General features: G+C 43.4%; 14 protein-coding genes and 1 pseudogene. 8 read left to right on the top strand and 7 right to left on the bottom strand.

Translation table 11 applies throughout. The features are described 5' to 3' along the window. Positions 1-173 precede the first annotated feature (173 nt). The gene (locus AC27IJ_RS10470) at positions 174-542 is read left to right on the top strand and encodes a helix-turn-helix domain-containing protein (RefSeq protein ID WP_312442880.1); all 369 of its coding nucleotides are present in this window, start codon (positions 174-176) and stop codon (positions 540-542) included. 323 nt (positions 543-865) lie between these two features. On the opposite strand, the gene AC27IJ_RS10475 is transcribed toward AC27IJ_RS10470, so the two are convergent. Both AC27IJ_RS10475 and AC27IJ_RS10480 read right to left on the bottom strand, forming a co-directional pair. Next, positions 866-1,075, bottom strand: a complete 210-nt coding sequence (locus AC27IJ_RS10475) for a (2Fe-2S)-binding protein (RefSeq protein WP_312442879.1) — start codon at positions 1,073-1,075, stop codon at positions 866-868. Between the two features lie 352 nt (positions 1,076-1,427). Continuing rightward, a complete protein-coding gene (locus AC27IJ_RS10480; protein WP_312442878.1) occupies positions 1,428-2,723 on the bottom strand; it encodes a LysM peptidoglycan-binding domain-containing protein in 1,296 nt (431 codons plus the stop codon). Between the two features lie 1,375 nt (positions 2,724-4,098). Here AC27IJ_RS10480 and AC27IJ_RS10485 point away from each other — a divergent pair. From AC27IJ_RS10485 to AC27IJ_RS10505, 5 genes are read left to right on the top strand one after another with little or no spacing between them, the layout of a single operon-like run. After that, a complete protein-coding gene (locus tag AC27IJ_RS10485) occupies positions 4,099-5,046 on the top strand; it encodes an ABC transporter permease (RefSeq protein WP_312442920.1) in 948 nt (315 codons plus the stop codon). Continuing rightward, a complete protein-coding gene (locus AC27IJ_RS10490) occupies positions 5,036-6,070 on the top strand; it encodes an ABC transporter permease (RefSeq protein WP_312500771.1) in 1,035 nt (344 codons plus the stop codon). The genes AC27IJ_RS10485 and AC27IJ_RS10490 overlap by 11 nt, the downstream gene beginning before the upstream one ends. A gap of 20 nt (positions 6,071-6,090) precedes the next feature. After that, positions 6,091-7,173, top strand: coding sequence for an ABC transporter ATP-binding protein (locus AC27IJ_RS10495; RefSeq protein WP_312442876.1), 1,083 nt, complete (start codon positions 6,091-6,093; stop codon positions 7,171-7,173). Then, entirely contained in the window at positions 7,151-8,113 is a 963-nt protein-coding gene (locus tag AC27IJ_RS10500; protein ID WP_312442875.1) for an ABC transporter ATP-binding protein, read from the top strand. Before AC27IJ_RS10495 ends, AC27IJ_RS10500 begins: the two co-directional genes overlap by 23 nt. Positions 8,114-8,129: 16 nt before the next feature. After that, positions 8,130-9,827 carry a peptide ABC transporter substrate-binding protein gene (locus AC27IJ_RS10505; protein WP_487148752.1) on the top strand — a complete coding sequence of 566 codons (1,698 nt, stop codon included), beginning with the start codon at positions 8,130-8,132 and terminating at the stop codon, positions 9,825-9,827. A gap of 270 nt (positions 9,828-10,097) precedes the next feature. On the opposite strand, the pseudogene lysS reads toward AC27IJ_RS10505, so the two are convergent. The 5 genes and pseudogenes from lysS to AC27IJ_RS10530 form a co-directional block, all read right to left on the bottom strand. Beyond that, positions 10,098-11,591 (bottom strand): annotated as a pseudogene (gene lysS / locus AC27IJ_RS10510) (lysine--tRNA ligase); the annotation flags it as partial. A 72-nt stretch (positions 11,592-11,663) separates the two neighbouring features. Then, the gene (gene greA, locus AC27IJ_RS10515; RefSeq protein WP_038279266.1) at positions 11,664-12,146 is read right to left on the bottom strand and encodes a transcription elongation factor GreA; all 483 of its coding nucleotides are present in this window, start codon (positions 12,144-12,146) and stop codon (positions 11,664-11,666) included. A gap of 97 nt (positions 12,147-12,243) precedes the next feature. Further along, positions 12,244-13,224: a tRNA dihydrouridine synthase DusB gene (gene dusB, locus AC27IJ_RS10520; RefSeq protein WP_312442872.1), complete on the bottom strand. Its 981-nt coding sequence runs from the start codon at positions 13,222-13,224 to the stop codon at positions 12,244-12,246. Further along, positions 13,221-13,577 carry a DUF6145 family protein gene (locus AC27IJ_RS10525; RefSeq protein ID WP_487149046.1) on the bottom strand — a complete coding sequence of 119 codons (357 nt, stop codon included), beginning with the start codon at positions 13,575-13,577 and terminating at the stop codon, positions 13,221-13,223. The genes dusB and AC27IJ_RS10525 overlap by 4 nt, the downstream gene beginning before the upstream one ends. 122 nt (positions 13,578-13,699) lie before the next feature. Next, a complete protein-coding gene (locus AC27IJ_RS10530; protein WP_312442871.1) occupies positions 13,700-14,707 on the bottom strand; it encodes a LacI family DNA-binding transcriptional regulator in 1,008 nt (335 codons plus the stop codon). A 287-nt stretch (positions 14,708-14,994) separates the two neighbouring features. Between AC27IJ_RS10530 and AC27IJ_RS10535 the strand changes: the two genes are divergently transcribed. Both AC27IJ_RS10535 and AC27IJ_RS10540 read left to right on the top strand, forming a co-directional pair. Continuing rightward, a complete protein-coding gene (locus tag AC27IJ_RS10535) occupies positions 14,995-16,476 on the top strand; it encodes a UxaA family hydrolase (protein WP_312500767.1) in 1,482 nt (493 codons plus the stop codon). 84 nt (positions 16,477-16,560) lie between these two features. Then, a complete protein-coding gene (locus AC27IJ_RS10540; RefSeq protein ID WP_487148756.1) occupies positions 16,561-18,051 on the top strand; it encodes a tagaturonate reductase in 1,491 nt (496 codons plus the stop codon). Positions 18,052-18,074 lie beyond the last annotated feature (23 nt).

Below are 18,074 nucleotides of genomic sequence, written 5' to 3' on the forward strand. Positions count from 1 at the left end.
CTCTTTTATCTCTTGTATTATCTCTGAAAATTATACCATAATATACGAATAATTGTTCTCAAAAACCCCAATGTTTCCTAATAACAACTATATATTATTACAAAGTTTCCAAATAGTCAACGTTGGCGTTATATACTAATAACAAATAATAAAACTGGTATTGGAGGCTCATGATGTATGATTTTGGAGAGCTGTTAAAACAGTTACGGAAAGAAAAGGGATACTCTCAGGAACAATTGGCACAAAAGATCAATAAAAGTAAATCACTTATAAGCAAATATGAAAACAATCAAAAATTGCCTACCTTAGAGACATTAATTGATTTATCTGTACTTTTTGATGTAAGCCTGGATTTTCTGGCAGGGAAAGAAAAAGGGAAAACAATTATGGTCAATAACTTAACGACCAGCCAGATCAGTATCATAAATACATTAATGAAGGAGTTTCACAACAGTAAACCTAAATATGTAACCAAAGGACTGACCACAAGGCAACTTGAGATTTTCAATGGACTTATCATTGAATTTACAAAAATTGAATGACGCAGCGAAAAAGGTCTCCCAACCCTTTCGCTGCGTCATTCATCGTCTACACATAATAACCACCTTATATTCCTTTTCCTCACCAATCACCGAAAGATTGCACACACAGTTTCCTTCTTTTGCCCTTGCAGATACCCCGTATCAAATCCTCCTATCTGCCGATGCCATAGTCATCTTTATTTCTACTTTCCTTTACTTTTTAAAAAATGCCATTGCAAACCACCTTTACAACAGCATTTTTATCAAATTAGCATAGCAATGTTTTCATCCGGTTAGTTGATAAGATGGAGGTACTTGGATTGGGTATAGAGTAAATGGGGTTATTATTTCTCTTCTTCCCAATTATCCAAAATCTGCTGAATTTTTTCTCCGCACCGTTTTCCTTTACAACTGCCATTGCCAGTATTCGTCATCCTCCATACTTTTTCAACGCTATCTGCACCTTCTGAAATCGCCTTTTTTATTGTTTGTCTGGAAACTCCTTTGCATATACATACCTTCGTTAATTTATCAATAATTTCCTGATTGTCCATAGTCAGTTTTTTCCTTCCTTAATCTAACATTTAGCCCTTTTGTATAATCATGTTGGTTCACTCAATTGCCAGTTTCATTATATGACCAACATTTTTTCCACCATTATGACTTCATTGTTGTCTTGTATTAATGTCACAAAATTATTTTTTATTACCCAAATTATTTTTATCGTTGCACTATTCATTAATTGATTATAGCTCATAATAAAGCTGTATTACACAAGCTTTACATCTTTATATGATATAATAAACGCTCTTTTAATAATAAAGAGCCTTTCGTATGATAAGAATTTTACCATACCTCAGTTCATGTTATCAACTATATCGAATATCAATAAAATTACATAATTGCTTAGCTAATCCCCAAGCGCCGCTCTATGTAATATTGAGTATTAATGATAAGCCACATTTGGGCATCGAATCTCATAACAGTCCAGAGCGATAAACCTTGTAGATTATATTCTCCTGCCAGCGCTGCCCGTGCGTCAAAACTTCTTGCATCTTTAAACCATACTACATGCAAAGTCCCATCACTATCCATATAATAGAAATATGGTGATTGCGCTGCTTCATTAAATTGTATCGGTATATCATTTTCCGCTGCAATTTGTACTGCATTTTCATTGGTTATTACAGTGGCTTCTGTAGCGCCAGGAACATAAGGAAGTGTCCAATTATAACCAAGAGTGGTAATACCTAGAAAAATTAATTCAGAGGGAATAATACTAACTGCGTAATCTAACAATCCTCTTAAAAAATCAACCGGAAAAATTGAGCTTGGATAGCTGAAAGACCTTGCCCAATCATAAGATGAAAATATAATTCCATCCACAAATTCAGCTAATTTTGAATAGTCTATTTTTTCAAAACCGACATTGGGGGTCTCACTATTCGTAACCGGTGTTGTGGTGATCACTATCCTGAAACCTTCTGAATGAAATATCGCTGAGGCTTTTTTCAAATATTCTGCAATGTTATTTAAATTGTCAAAGGTGATGTCTTCGACATATATGTTTATACCATAATAACCTTTCATTTTTAGTATTTGAAGAGCATTATCAATAAGGCGATCCTGTATAGAAGGATTATTTAAAATTTCATAGTTCACCTCACGGCTAGCTATTCCATCTCCTGTAATAGTGGAAACAAACAACATGGGTGCAACACCATATGTTATAGCCAGCTGGATAAGTTCAGTGTCGTCAGCAGTAGCGATAATTTGTCCTTCACTTGTAGCTCTATAATTGAAAATAGTCAAATACGTTAGAAAAGGAAGTGTTTTTATTAAAACAGATTTATCGATATAGGAAAAGATATAACCACTAGTGGCAATTGTTTTTGATTTATTCGTTTGATAATTTATAACAATAGTTTCACCTGCGTACAAAAATTCTCTATCGGAAAGATAGGGATTGTTTCTTAATAATTCCATTGGTGAAACACCGTGCTGCTCCGCAATACTCTCTAAAGTATCACCGGCCTGGACGGTATAAAGTGTTTCCGGTTGAACAATTACAATCGTTTGGCCAATTGCTAAATTGTCAGGGTTTGTAATTCCGTTTTCCAATATTAATCTTTCAACAGGGATTTTGTAATATTCTGATATTGAATAGATGGTTTCACCAGGTTGGACAACGTGTATGATCATGGCTTCCCTCAAATGATCTAATTAATTCTATTATATGCTATTCCTACCTGTTCATAACAATATGTTACATACATTTACATGTTTTTTTGATAATCATACTCAATAGCAGGACTAGGCAGACCTTGTTCTATGCCTAATGAAGGATCAATGGAATATCTGAACCCGTACCAAAAAGAACGGATTGATTATTTATAAAGGGCGTATTTTAACCACAGCAAGAGAAAACTACCCGTATATTAAAATATTGGAATCACCTCTCTCTACTTAAAAAGTTAGTAATGTATAATTGTCTTATCTATTTGAACAGAAATTTGCAATTCAAAAATCAAATAATATCAACCCATGTTTTGATAGTGTCTTACTATCCGTACCTTCGGCCGCCATGGTTTTCTCTTTATTCCCAAGTGTTAAATTAATAAAGCGATTAAATTTCATTGAGACTAATTTTTAATCAGAGTATAAACTATAACGGAACTATGTCAAATTCATTTCTAAAAAACAAGAATGCACTCTTTCTGCCATCTCATCAACCATTCTTACCAAAGTTGGATTCGGTTTTCATGAACGTCTGAGTAGTTCTTTACCTGATTATTTGGGCACTATAATAAGCCCATATACTCATATTTCTACAAGTATATGGACTTATTTAGATGTCAAAACTATTCTATTTTATAAAAGCATTATATACCAGGGCTCTTATGCAGTTGGTGTCAAATCTTATTGATTTGGTGTCAAACTGGTGTCAAATTCTATTTTCAACAAACCTTACATTCATAAAATCTTGTAAAATCAAGGGCTGTAAGATATTTTTTACGTCTTTGCTCCAGCAGAGATTACTGGAAAAGCAGGATATCCCAAACGGTTATCCACAAGGAGCCTGCTTCGCCCTGAAGATATCACGGAGAGGAGAAAAGTTCAGGCATTCTCTTGTGGATAAGCAGCTTTCTTAGAAGAGAGTACGGTTTTCGTCCCCAAACAGTAACACTGTTTTGCACAAACTCATAAAGGTCTCTTCGGCTGAATCTTGTGATAAAGATTCATGCGTATGTTGTGATTTATTTCCATTTTTTGTTGACAATGGCAACTCAATAAGCTAATATCATATATACATATATGTTTTATAGGTAATTGAGAAACAGGTATATAAATCTAAGAAAACATGGAGAAAGATAACGGGCTTGGCAGATTCTGGGATTAATAATGTTAAGTGATGAAATTTAGGCGCACTTTAATAAATGTTATGAAGTTTTAAGTCCTATGCAATTAATGGTTTCTGATTCTGAATGTATTCATGGCGGTGGATTTTATGCGGGCTGTGGTGTTTCACAAATACCTAGTATAATAAATGCTGAAAGGGGTGTTTTCTGTCTTGCTGATGAAACAATTTTGTCTTGCTCTCATTAAAAAGTTGGCAATTATGTTCATTACGCTGTGGATTATTATTACAGCCACATTTTTTCTTATACACTTGCTGCCCGGTTCCCCCTATGTGAACCAGCAAAAGTTATCTCCCGCCCAGTTAGAGATCCTATATCGTCAGGCGGGACTGGATAAGCCAATCTATCAGCAATACTTCATTTACCTTGGCAATGTCCTGCAGGGGGATTTTGGCACGTCTTTCCAGTTCAAAAACCAGCCTGTGGCAAAGCTGCTTGTTAACAGGATCGGGCCTTCTGTTCAGCTTGGGGTACAAGCTATCGTTGTGGGGACATTGGCAGGGGTTATCCTTGGAGTGATTTCGGCGATGTATCGCAACACTTTTGCGGACAGTATTGTTTCGGTAATAGCAATTCTGGGCAGGTCAATTCCGAACTTTGTTTTTGCGGTGGTCCTGCAGTATATTTTTGCGGTGAAGTTGGGGATCTTGCCAATAGCCATGTGGAAGAACTTTTCCTACACCATTCTTCCCACCCTGACTTTGGCAATGTCGCCAATGGCAAACGCCGCAAGGTTTATCCGAACGGAAATGGTGGAATCTTTAAACAGCGAATACATAGAGCTTGCCCGCGCAAAAGGCTTTGGGCCTTGGCAAACGGCGTTTCGTCACGCCTTGCGAAACAGCCTCATCCCGTTGATCACCCTACTTGGCCCAATGTCCGTGAGTCTGATGACCGGCTCGTTGGTGATAGAAAATATCTACGCTGTGCCTGGAATAGGCGAGCAATTTGTAAAATCTATCATAACTAACGATTACCCCACGATTATGGCGATCACAATTCTTTATTCCGCGATGCTGATTGTTATCATATCTGCTGTGGATTTGCTTTACGGACTTGTTGATCCGCGAATCCGCGTGACAGGAGGCGAAAAAGTTGGAAAATAATGAAAGGTTTGATTTGATTCTGTCTGGAGACTCTTTCGAGCCCCTTGAATCCGGCAAAACCACTGCCAAAGCAGTTCCTTCGTCACCACGTTTAAGTTTTACACAAGATTCGTGGCGCAGGCTGAAAAAGAACAAAGGTGCCGTGGTTTCCCTGTGTGTTTTGTTGTTCGTGGCGTCAGTTGCCATTTTGGCAGGGTGGATTTCCCCCCAGAACCCGAACAAACAAAGCTTGCTCTACGTGAATCTGCCGCCAAAAATCCCTGGGGTGTCCCTTTACGGATTCAACGGGTGGGGCATTGTTTCTGGCGAGCGTGTTGATATTTACACCGCTAAAAATGTTCCTGAAAACGTTTACTTTTATCTTGGGACCGATGCTTTGGGGCGGGATGAACTGTCGCGGCTTCTCTTTGGGATACGAATGTCACTGATTATTGCCGTCCTGGCAGCGGTTATTGATTTGGGAATCGGCGTAGCTTACGGGCTGTTCTCGGGGGTGTGCGGCGGAGTTGCGGATACCGTCATGCAACGCATATTGGAGATTCTTTCCGGTATCCCCACATTAGTCATAATGATTTTAATGCTCACCATTTTTGACCCGGGATTGCTTTCCATCGTTTTTGCCATGATTATAACCGGTTGGGTGAATATGGCAAGGGTAGTCCGAGCCCAGACACTGAAAATCAAAGAGCAGGAATACGTCTATGCGGCAACCGTATTGGGAGCTTCCAGCTTAAATATTGCCTTGCGACATATTTTGCCGAACATTGCGGGCGTAATCATTGTACAGCTGATGTTCAGTATTCCCACCGCTATTTTTTTTGAGGCATTTTTAAGCTTCATAGGCTTAGGCTTAAAGCCCCCGATCGCTTCGCTGGGCACCTTGCTTAACGAGGGATATAAGACTTTCCGCTTTTTGCCGCATTTGATGTGGGTACCGGCAGCGGCTCTTTCGGTGATGATGATTTGCTTTAATTTGCTGGCGGACGGTATGCGCGATGCCTTTGACCCAAAAACCAAAGAATAATTTAAGGATTTGTGACTGATATGGAAAATGAATCGAAAGAAATTGCGCTTCAGGTAAAAGATTTAGATATATCATTTAACATTTATGAGGGGGAAGTGCGTGCCCTGCGCTCGGTAAGCTTTGAGCTTTACAAAGGTGAAACCTTGGCTATCGTGGGGGAAAGCGGCTGCGGTAAATCTGTGACGGCAAAATCCATCATGCGCTTGCTGCCCGGTTCGGCAAGGATAAATTCCGGTTCGATTATTTTTCACGGGGAAGATTTGGTCAAAAAATCTCAGCGTGAAATGCAAAAAATACGCTCCCGGAGTATCGGTATGGTTTTTCAAGACCCCATGACCTCCCTTGACCCAACGATGAGCATTGGAAAACAGGTAGCTGAATCTCTGCGGTTACATAAGAAAGTTTCTACGCGGGAATCTTTAGAAGAGGCCCGCAGACTGCTGGAGCTTGTGGGCATTCCCGATGCGGGGCGCCGGATGAAGTGTTATCCCCATCAGTTTTCAGGCGGTCAGCGCCAAAGGATCGTGATCGCGGCAGCGCTTATCTGCTCGCCGGAGATTATCATAGCGGATGAGCCCACCACCGCCCTGGATGTTACCGTACAGGCGCAGATACTGGAACTGTTAAAGGAGCTTAAGACAAAATTAAACACTTCGGTGATCTTTATCACCCATAATCTGGGGGCGGTGGCCAATATTGCCGACAGGATTGCGGTGATGTATGCGGGCAAAATTGTGGAAATAGGCAGTGTTTGGGAAATGTTTTACAATCCCCAGCACCCTTACACCTGGGGGCTTCTTGCCTCATTCCCTGCCATTGATGATGGAGAAAAGCGCTTGCACGCGATTCCGGGAATGCCGCCGAATATGATTCATCCCCCTGAAGGTGATGCTTTCCATCTCCGCAACCCATACGCGATGAAAATCGATGCCATGGCAGCCCCGCCTTTCTTTTCCGTTTCGCCTACCCATAAGGCGGCAACATGGCTTTTAGCGCCGGGAGCACCAGACATCGTCCCTCCGCCGGAGATTTTAAGACGCTGGGAAATTTTTAAACAATATCAAATCCGAGGTGAGAAAAATGACGACGACCCGGGCGATTGAGGGGAGACTGCTGGAATTGCAGTGTGTTACAAAGACTTTTAATTCCGGCAAAAAAAATGAAGTCAAAGCGGTAGATAACATTAGTTTCAGCATTTATAAGGGGGAAACCCTTGGTCTTGTGGGAGAAAGCGGCTGTGGAAAATCCACCACCGGCAGAATGATTGCAGGACTTTTCGCTCCCACTGGCGGTTCGATCATTTTTGACGACGAACACATCGGGAATTTAAAAGAAAAGAAAAGCCTGATGCGTTTCAGACGAAGGGTGCAGATGATCTTTCAGGATCCATATGCCTCCCTTGATCCGCGAATGAAAGTAAGAGAAATTATTGCCGAAGGAATAAAGCTTCACAAGCTGGCCAAAAGCAAAAGCGAATTGGACTTAAGAGTGGAAGAACTGCTTTTGCAGGTGGGGCTGGACAGTTCCTGCTCCGGGCGGTATCCCCATGAGTTTTCCGGGGGGCAAAGGCAAAGAATCGGCATTGCCAGAGCTCTTGCCGTTGAGCCGGAGTTCATCGTCTGCGACGAGCCTATTTCTGCCCTTGACGTTTCGATTCAGGCACAGGTGATAAATCTGCTTTTGGATTTGAGGGAAAGCCGCTCGCTTACGTACTTGTTTATCGCCCACGACTTAACTGTGGTGCGCCGTGTAAGCGACAGGATCGGCGTTATGTACAAAGGAAAACTTGTAGAAATAGGTGACAGCGATGAAATTTACCATTTCGGAGTTCACCCTTATACCGAAAGCCTGTTGTCGGCAATCCCCATCGCCGACCCGGTTTACGCTCAGAGCCACAAGCGCAAAACATACTCCCCGAATATGGAAGAAGACGGCAATGACGCTGCCTTAAGGGAGATAGCGGAAAATCACAGCATCTATTGCACTGAAAGCGAAATCGGATTCTACCGGGAAAAACTTTTAAATAAAAAATCAAAATCATAAAAAGAAGGGAAATATCATGAAAAAAGCATTATTAACATCTATTTTAGCAGCAGGGTTACTTTTGTCGGCCTGCTCCACTTATCAGACGGATAATTCGTCGGGCACAGAAAGCACTCAGTCAAGTTCAGCAGAAAGCTCAGCCGCAAATACAGAGGCCGCTGATACGAACAATCCCAAAGAGATCACCTTGGTGCTTTCCCAAGAGCTTAACACAATCGATCCCAAAAGCGGCGTGGATTCCAATAGTTCCAGTGCAATGAACAATATTTATGAGGGGCTTTATCGCCTTGACGAAGGGGCCAGACCCTACCCTGCCGGAGCCGCCGAGCTGCCGCAGATAAGCGCCGATGGTCTTGTTTATACCATAAAGCTGAATCAGGCGGCACAGTGGTCCAACGGCGCTAAAATCACTGCGGATGATTATGTCTACGGTTGGAGCAGGGCAGTTTCGGCTGAAAACGCAGCCGAAAATCTGCATTTCTATACTTATCTCAAAAACGCCGACGAAATTATCAGCGGTGAGAAAAATATTTCTGAGCTGGGTATTCGCGCACTGGACGACTACACCCTTGAAATTACATTGAAGGCTCCAATTAGTTATTTCACCTCTCTTCTTGTGAGCCCTCCCTTTTTCCCTCTTAATCGAGAATACGTGGAAGACCAGGGGAATTTGTTTGCCTCAGATTCCGATCATTCCATATACAATGGTCCATTTGTCTTAACAGAATTTTCCGGGCCGGGAATCGGCGCGGACTGGGCTTATCTTAAAAACGACAGTTATTGGGATAAAGACAATGTACATATTGACAGAATCAACATTAAAATCATAAAAGAGACGGCTACCGCCATGAGCCTGTTTGGCACCGGAGAAGTGGACCAGATCGGGATTTCCGGCGAATATGCCCAGAATGAAATCAATTCCCCGGCTTTCGTTGCTGCGAATGCCTCTACCCTAGTCTTTATCGGTTACAATGCTGAAAATGAGATCTTCAAAAACAAAAATGCCAGGGAAGCCATCTCCTTACTAATCGACCGGGAAGCCGTGGCTAACAGTCTGTTAGGTGACGGATCTGCTCCTGCGAATGGCATTACTCCTTATAGCATACACGCCAACCCAACCACCGGACAGGACTTTGCAGAAACCTTGGGCGTGGAACTTAAAACCGATGTGGCAAGAGCGAAAGAACTTTGGGCAGCAGCCCGCTCAGAGCTAGGCCTTACCGGAGAAGTTACCATCGAATTCCCCACCTTTGAATCAGACAGAATGAAGACTGTGGGCGCCTATATTCAAGGAGTGGTGGAAGAAAACCTTGAAGGTGTTAAAGTTAACTTGAACGTACTGCCCGTGTCGGTCTTTATAGACACCGCAAGAAACGGTAATTTTACAATGTTTATGTGTACCTGGTCACCTGATTTTTCGGACGCCACCAGCCTGCTGGAACTGTTTGAAACTGATGGGGGCAGCAACTGGAGCCGTTATTCCAATCCGCAATATGACACGCTTCTAAAATCCGCCAATGTGGATTTTGCCGCCGATGCGGAGAAACGCTTTGAGAAGCTGCAAGAAGCGGAACGATTTATCCTTGATGATTTTGGAGTGGCTCCTATCTTCTATCAAAGCTCAGCATTATTGCGTAACCCCAAACTGAAAGGCATCATTTACCACACGACATACCCGATTTACGATTATAAAAATGCTTATTTGGAAGATTAAACAAGTGCAGGTATTTATACTTTAACTGAAACCGCCAAATCCAATAGACAAAAAGATCGACAATCCTGTCAAATGCTGTACAGGCCATAATTAAACCCAAAAAGACGAGCCAACTGGTATTTTTACAATCAGCTGGCTCGTCTCTATTTATTATTTTCAGTTTCTAAAGTCCATATTCTGTGCATTTGTAGTAAAATTGTTGTAGAATACCTTTTCCCAAATTCCACAAACCCAGTAACCATGCGGGTTTGCGGGCTTTTCTTAATCCTTCGTTTTCATCGTCGGGAACAACAGCACATCCCTGATTGCATAAGAATCCGTAAGCAGCATAACAAACCTGTCAATGCCGATTCCAATACCGCCGGTCGGTGGCATACCGATCATGAGTGCATTTACAAAATCATCATCCATGGAATTAGCTTCATCATCTCCCGCTGCAAGAAGTGCTTCCTGAGCCTTAAAACGCTCAATCTGATCCAGAGGGTCATTTAACTCAGAATATGCATTTGCCATCTCACGCTTTGTAATGAACAGCTCGAAGCGCTCCGTATAATCCGGGTCATCAGGCTTTTTCTTGGTAAGAGGAGAGATTTCAACCGGATGGTCCATAATAAAGGTCGGCTGAACCAAATGCTCTTCTACAAATTCCTCAAAAAGCAAGCTTAGAATATCGCCCTTCTTATGGCGCGCCTCATACTCCACATGGTACTGGTCGGCCAGAGCCTTAGCTTCCTCATCCGTATGGATGGTGGTAAAATCAATGTCCTTGTATTTCTTTAAAGCGTCTACCATGGTAATGCGTTCAAATGGCTTTGATAAGTCAATTTCCACACCATCATAGTTCACTACAGCCGTTCCAAGAACCTTAAGGGCAACAGACCGGAATAAATTCTCCACCAGATCCATCATGCCGTGGTAATCGGTATAAGCCTGATATAATTCCATCAAAGTGAATTCCGGGTTATGACGGGTATCCACGCCTTCATTTCTGAAAACGCGCCCGATTTCATAAACTCTTTCCAATCCGCCTACGATCAGCCTCTTTAAGTAAAGCTCAAGAGAAATACGAAGCTTTACATCCTCATCAAGAGCGTTGTAATGAGTTTCAAAAGGTCTTGCCGCAGCGCCGCCTGCATTAGCAACCAGCATTGGCGTCTCCACCTCCATGAAGCCCTGGGCATCTAAATGGTCACGGATGGCCTTGATGATCTGGGAACGCTTTACAAAGGTATCCCTTACTTCAGGGTTCATGATCAGATCTACATATCTCTGTCTATAGCGAATGTCCGTATTGGTCAGACCGTGGAACTTCTCCGGAAGAATCTGAAGGCTCTTGGTAAGAAGTAGAACGCTCTCAGCATGGATGGAAACTTCTCCCGTCTTTGTTGTAAACGCAGTTCCCTTAATGCCTACGATATCACCGATATCCAGCTTCTTGAATTCCTTGTATTCCTCTTCTCCGATACTGTCTCTGGCCACATAGGACTGAATATTGCCTTTTAAATCCTGTACATTACAGAAGGAAGCTTTCCCCATCACGCGCTTTGACATAAGACGTCCTGCAATGGATACTTCCTTTCCTTCCCATTCTTCATAATGTTCCTTGATTTCACTGCTGTGTACATTTGCATCGTACTTTGTAACTTTAAACGGATCCTTTCCCGCTTCCTGAAGCTCTGCCAGCTTTTCCCGGCGGACCTTCAGCAAATGGTTTAAATCCTCTTCTATAACCTGATTCTGGTTTTGATTCTGCTGTTCTGCCACCTGTTTGCACTCCTTTGTGAACTATGTTAAAGAAGTTCGATTCGCCAGACGGCTCATCGAACGGCTAATTTTCTAAGACACTCTCTGAATTTCCAGAACCTTATATTGAATCACTCCGGACTGTGTCTCTACGTCTACCACATCTCCCACTTTCCTGCCGATCAGCGCATGACCTACCGGGGATTCGTTGGAAATCTTATTCTGAAGGCTGTTTGCCTCCGTGGAACCCACGATTTTGAATTCCATCTCTTCGTCCTCATCAACATCGTAGACTTTTACCTTGCAGCCAATGTTAATCTTATCTAAATCTATCTCATCCTCAACCACTACCTCTGCATTTTTAAGGAGCTTCTCCAGCTCTTCAATACGCAGCTCAATGTCTCTTTGTTCATCCTTAGCGGCATCATATTCAGCGTTCTCGGATAAGTCGCCTTGCTCTCTGGCTTCCTTGATCTTCTGGGCGACCTCTTTTCTTTTTACTACCTTTAAATTCTGAAGCTCATCCTCGTATCTTTTAAGGCCTTCGTAGGTTAAAATATTTTTCTTGTCTACCATGGTTTTTGATTCCTCCTGGTTTCATACTCGCTCATTCGCATTCCAAATATTATAGCGTAAACATCTAAAAATGTCAAGAATGTAACTAATCCTGATTCTAATTCTCTGATCGGGCTTTTCCGATCCTTTCTTCCGCAAAACGCTTTAATTCATCCATGGTTCCCACCTGGTTGATATCATTTCTAAGCTTTGCGGAATGAGGCAGTCCGGCTGTATACCACGCCATATGCCCACGCATCTCACGCATGGCCACCACTTCCCCTTTGTGCTCCATCTCCAGGGCACCGTGGCGGATGATCATCTTAGAAATCTCCTCCCTGGCAGGCCCTGGAAGCAGTTCTCCTGTTTCCAGATAATGAAGGGTTCTTTTAAAGATCCAGGGATTTCCCTTGGCTCCCCGGGCAATCATCACCCCGTCACAGCCGGTTTCCTCCATAAGGGCCTTTGCATCTTCCGGCTTAAATACGTCGCCGTTTCCAATAACCGGGATTGTTACAGCTTCCTTTACCTTCCTTATAATAGTCCAGTCCGCTGTTCCTGAATAATACTGCTCCCTGGTCCTGCCGTGAACAGCCACTGCCGCCACTCCGCAGCTTTCCGCCATTTTGGCAAACTCTACAGCATTGCAATCCTCTTCTGTAAAGCCCTTTCTGAATTTTACGGTCACAGGCTTTTTCACTGCCCTTACCATGGCGGTCAGGATGCGCTCTGCAAGCCCGATATCCTTCATAAGCGCCGACCCTTCCCCGTTATTTACGATCTTCGGCATGGGACAGCCCATGTTCACATCAATAAATGCATAGGGTCCTTCTTCCACCTGGGCCGCAATATCCGCCATGATCTCCGGGTCAGATCCAAAAAGCTGGAGGCTTACAGGACCTTCCCCATCAGCTACTTTAATCAGCTCTTTTGTATTTCTGTTCTTATATAAAATTGCCTTGGCGCTGACCATTTCCGTTACTGCCATACCACAACCCTGCTCCCTGCAGAGAAAACGAAATGGCAGGTCAGTAACTCCTGCCATCGGTGCCAATATCAGGTTGTTGTCCAACGTCAAATTTCCAATTCTAAGTTTCACGTATCTCTTTCTCCGCCTTCCAATTCTTCTCCCAGATAAAACACCCGGTAGTACATTTCCAAAGATTCCAGAAGTTCCCTTTTTTCTTTCTGGTACTGCTTGATCTTCAGCACGCTACCGATTTCATCAAACAGATAATCTCCCTCCTCTGCCGTCACCTTAAATTCCAGGGTGCCATCCTCATCATATTCTATGACAAGGATTCCTCCTACATCTTCGGTATAAAGCACGCACATGATCTGAAGATCCTGCTGGATGCTTTCCGGAAGGCTTGAAAACTGCTGGTTAAAATAATATTTCTGCTCATAGGAATTGGCGCCGCAAAGCACCACATTATCTCCATCATGCTCCATCGTTCCTGCCACCGCTCTTTCCTCATTATCGCCCATGCTTTGGGTGTAAAGGGATACCCTTGGGTATTTCCATTATATACTGACATTATATTTTAGCATACCCGAAAAGAAATGACAATAGGTCAAAAATCAGTGGTACACCGCTTGATCAGCCGGCAGGTCACCCGGTTATTCTTGTTTACTTCCGTTTTTTCTCCCAGAAGGATTTTCATCATATTATCAACGGAGATGTTGCTTAATTCCTCGACCCTGTTATCGATGGAAGAAAGCTCAGGATCGCTGCAGATCGACAGGGCCGAATTATTAAATCCGGTAATGCACAAATCTTCCGGAACTTTTAAAAGCTTTGCATTTGCATACTTTATCGCTCCTACGGCAAGACCGTCATCTGTGGCAACCACACTGTCAAATCTTAAATCACGCCGCTCCAGGAGGATATCCCTTACCGTGTGGATCCGGTTTTTTACATAAAGCTTCAAATCTCCCAGAACCGGAAGCCCATGGGCTTTTAAAGCGGATTCATAGCCCGCCAGCTTCTGATTCGCACTGTAAGAGTGAGAATCACAGAGAAACAGGATTCTCCGCCGGCCTGTTTCAATCATCTGACTGGTCACATCATAGGTTGCCTGATAATCATCTCCATAAGCGCAATATATATTCTCGCCATCCAAATATCCGTTAATCAAAAACACAGGAACCTGTTTTGCTGCATTGCGGACATACTGTGAATTTTTATCCGCTTCTCCTGTCCCTGCGTAAGTGGAGCCGACCATAATGAGGGCGTCGATCCGCTTCGCAAGAAGAAGGCTGACATACTTTTCTTTTACGGACTGTTCAAACCCGCTGCAGCATAAAATACAGTCGTAACCATGCTCGTGCATGCGGCTCTCTAAATGGGCTACCGCTGTAGCCATATAGGCATCTGATACATCCGGACATAAAATCCCAATGGTCTTCATGGAGTCAAGTCCCAGCCCCCTGGCAAACACATTAGGGGTATAGCCGTTCTCTTCCATAATCGTCCTGACCTTCTGTTTTGTTCTCTCACTCACACGGGGGCTGTCGTTCACCACCCGGGATACAGTAGCGATGGAAACTCCTGCAAGTTCTGCAATGTCATAAATGTTCATTCTTGTAGTCCTTCTTACTCATCAAAATTTCCACACACAAAGCAAGCGTAAGCGCTTACACTTTTCTCGCTCCATTATACAGGATAATTTTCTGTAAAGCAACTGTTATTACTGATTTTATCCATAGAAAAATCAGTTTTATTTCTTAATTTATGCCCATAAATAAAAAGAAAAATCTCTTTTTTTCTTTCCCTATTGACGTCCGCACTAAAATAGTGTATGTTTTATGTAAGTACTTACATTACATGTACCAACCGAAACTGGTACCAAGAAAGGAAAGGAAGCTTATGCAGGATTTTATCAAAATTCATTCCGGAGATAATGTTGCAGTCGCATTAAAGCCGCTTTCTTCCGGCACTGCCGCAGAGATTGACGGAAAACTCGTTACACTCCGGGAAGATATCCCACAGGGCCATAAATTCGCCCTCACCGATATACCTGCCGGCTCATCCGTCATTAAATACGGCTGTGCCATTGGCATGGCAAAGGAACATATTAAGACAGGGGCCTGGATACACACACATAATTTAAAAACAGGTTTGGGGGACTTACTGACTTATACGTATGAAAAGCAGGAAACGGAAGTTGCCCCCACGGACGAACGTTTCTTTCACGGTTACCGCAGACCAGACGGAAAAGTGGGCGTACGCAATGAAATCTGGATCATTCCCACGGTTGGCTGTGTCAATAACATAGCCACTGCTCTTGAGCGCATGGCAAAGAAATACGTAGGCGGCACTATTGACGAAGTTGCCGCATTCCCCCATCCCTACGGCTGTTCCCAGATGGGTGATGACCAGGAATATACCAGAACCATTCTGGCTGATTTGATCAGCCATCCCAACGCCGGCGGCGTTCTTGTTCTGGGACTTGGCTGTGAAAACAGCAGCATCTCCGAGCTAAAACCCTATATCGGCGATTACGATGAGAACCGGGTAAAGTTTCTGGTAGCTCAGGATTCTGAGGATGAAATGGCTGATGCCATGGAGCTCATCGGACAGCTGGCTGAATACGCAGGTACGTTCCAAAGAGAGCCTGTAAGCTGCAGCGAACTCATCATCGGTATGAAATGCGGCGGGTCCGACGGTTTATCCGGAATCACAGCCAATCCAACGGTAGGAGCATTCTCCGATATGCTGGTTTCCAAAGGCGGAACCACCATTCTGACAGAAGTTCCCGAAATGTTCGGCGCGGAAACTCTTCTCATGAACCGTTGCCAGAACGAAGAAACCTTTGAAAAGACCGTAGATCTGATCAATGATTTTAAAAATTATTTCACCAGCCATAACCAGACCATTTACGAAAATCCTTCCCCAGGCAACAAAAAGGGCGGTATCTCCACCCTGGAGGACAAATCTCTGGGGTGCGTCCAGAAATCCGGCAGCGCTCCGGTCGTAGATGTATTAAAATACGGGGAGCCGGTACGTAATAAGGGATTAAATCTACTTAGCGCTCCTGGTAACGACTTAGTTGCCTCCACGGCACTGGCTGCCTCCGGCGCCCATATCGTCCTGTTTACCACAGGCCGCGGTACCCCATTTGCCTGTCCGGTACCGACCATGAAGATCTCCACCAACACCGCCTTAAGCACAAAGAAGAATAACTGGATCGATTTTAACTGCGGCGTACTGGTCGAAGATACGGATATGGACACTCTTAAAAATGAATTTTTCGATTTTGTGATCGAAGTGGCTTCCGGTAAAAAGGTGAAATCCGAAGAAGCAGGCTTCCACGACATGGCTATCTTTAAGCGGGGTGTGACCTTATAATCCGGCTTATTAGCAACGCTTTTGCTTTCAATAATACCATATATATCTATATTCATGCAATGAAGAAAAAAGGAGATAAATTCAATGGAAAAGTTATGTTATGAAACACTGGAAAAGCTTGGCTTTGACGGATATCTTTTAAAGGATGCCCCGGAACGGGTGCTGCAGTTCGGCGAAGGTAATTTCTTAAGGGCATTTGTGGATTATTTTATCGACGTTCTGAACGAAAAGACCGGATTCAACTCCAAGGTTGTTTTATGCCAGCCCATAGCACCAGGTCTTGCAGATATGATCAACGAACAGGAAGGGCTTTATACTCTTTTCCTCCGCGGTTTTGAAAACGGACAGAAGGTAAATGACAAGCGTGTGATCTCCTGTGTAAGCAGATGCTTAAATCCTTATACGGATTATGAGTCCGTATTGGCCTGTGCGGATAATCCTGATCTGCGTTACATTGCCTGCAATACCACCGAAGCAGGTATTACCTATGATCCTTCCTGCCAGTTTACGGATGTTCCGGCTGACAGCTACCCAGGAAAACTGACTCAGTTCCTTTACAGAAGATTTGAAAAGTTCGGAAAAGAAGCAGGCAAGGGCTTTGTAATCCTTTCCTGTGAGCTGATCGATAACAACGGAAAAGAACTGGAAAAATGCGTTTTAAAATACGCTGAGCAATGGGACTTAGGCAAGGAATTCACCACATGGATCAAAACAGAGAACATCTTCTGCTCCACTTTGGTAGACCGTATCGTGACCGGATATCCAAGAAATGAAGCAGCTGCCATCTGTGAGGAATTAGGTTATCAGGATAACATTATCGATACCGGTGAAGTCTTCGGCTTCTGGGTCATTGAAGGACCGGACAGCTTAAAGAAAGAACTGCCCTTTGAAGAAGCAGGCCTTCCTGTTATCATCTGCAACGACCACAAGCCATATAAGCAGAGAAAGGTCCGCATTTTAAACGGCGCCCACACCTCCTTTGTATTAGGCGCTTACCTTTCCGGCCAGGATATTGTCCGCAGCTGCATGGATGATGAAGTGATCTGCGGCTTCATGAATAAAACCATTTATGATGAGATCATTCCTACGCTGACCCTTCCAAAGGAGGAATTGATGAGTTTTGCAGCCTCTGTTACGGAGCGTTTCAAAAACCCATTTATTGATCATGCCCTGTTATCCATTTCCTTAAATTCCACCTCCAAATGGAAAGCCCGTGTTATGCCTTCCCTTAAGAGCTATGTGGAAAAAACAGGCACACTTCCTAAATGTATAACGGCCTCCTTTGCTTTTTACATCGCATTCTACACCGGAATGAACCTTACGGTCGACGGCCTTGTTGCAGCACGTCCTGTCGGTGACGAGTACACCATCAAGGATGATAAGCCGGTTCTTCAGTTCTTCTATGACCACAAGGATGACGATGCGGCTTCCCTTGTTCATGCGGTTTGCACCAATGCTGACTTCTGGGATGAGGATTTAAGTGAAATTGCAGGATTTGAAGAAGCCGTGGCTGGCTATTTAACAGCCATTAAAGAAAAAGGCGCATATGAAGTTATGAAGGAATGTTTAAACTGACCGGAAGAAAGAGTAACCAGGCA

It is taken from the genome of Lacrimispora sp. YZC11 (genome assembly GCF_057543815.1).

Coding starts and splice junctions, on each gene's coding strand:
- AC27IJ_RS10480 (WP_312442878.1), bottom strand. CDS start 2,723: ATGATCATACACGTTGTCCAACCTGGTGAAACCATCTATTCAATATCA.
- AC27IJ_RS10530 (WP_312442871.1), bottom strand. CDS start 14,707: ATGAACATTTATGACATTGCAGAACTTGCAGGAGTTTCCATCGCTACT.
- AC27IJ_RS10470 (WP_312442880.1), top strand. CDS start 174: ATGTATGATTTTGGAGAGCTGTTAAAACAGTTACGGAAAGAAAAGGGA.
- AC27IJ_RS10475 (WP_312442879.1), bottom strand. CDS start 1,075: ATGGACAATCAGGAAATTATTGATAAATTAACGAAGGTATGTATATGC.
- AC27IJ_RS10505 (WP_487148752.1), top strand. CDS start 8,130: ATGAAAAAAGCATTATTAACATCTATTTTAGCAGCAGGGTTACTTTTG.
- AC27IJ_RS10540 (WP_487148756.1), top strand. CDS start 16,561: ATGGAAAAGTTATGTTATGAAACACTGGAAAAGCTTGGCTTTGACGGA.
- AC27IJ_RS10535 (WP_312500767.1), top strand. CDS start 14,995: ATGCAGGATTTTATCAAAATTCATTCCGGAGATAATGTTGCAGTCGCA.
- AC27IJ_RS10485 (WP_312442920.1), top strand. CDS start 4,099: ATGAAACAATTTTGTCTTGCTCTCATTAAAAAGTTGGCAATTATGTTC.
- AC27IJ_RS10500 (WP_312442875.1), top strand. CDS start 7,151: ATGACGACGACCCGGGCGATTGAGGGGAGACTGCTGGAATTGCAGTGT.
- AC27IJ_RS10495 (WP_312442876.1), top strand. CDS start 6,091: ATGGAAAATGAATCGAAAGAAATTGCGCTTCAGGTAAAAGATTTAGAT.
- AC27IJ_RS10525 (WP_487149046.1), bottom strand. CDS start 13,577: ATGGAGCATGATGGAGATAATGTGGTGCTTTGCGGCGCCAATTCCTAT.
- greA (WP_038279266.1), bottom strand. CDS start 12,146: ATGGTAGACAAGAAAAATATTTTAACCTACGAAGGCCTTAAAAGATAC.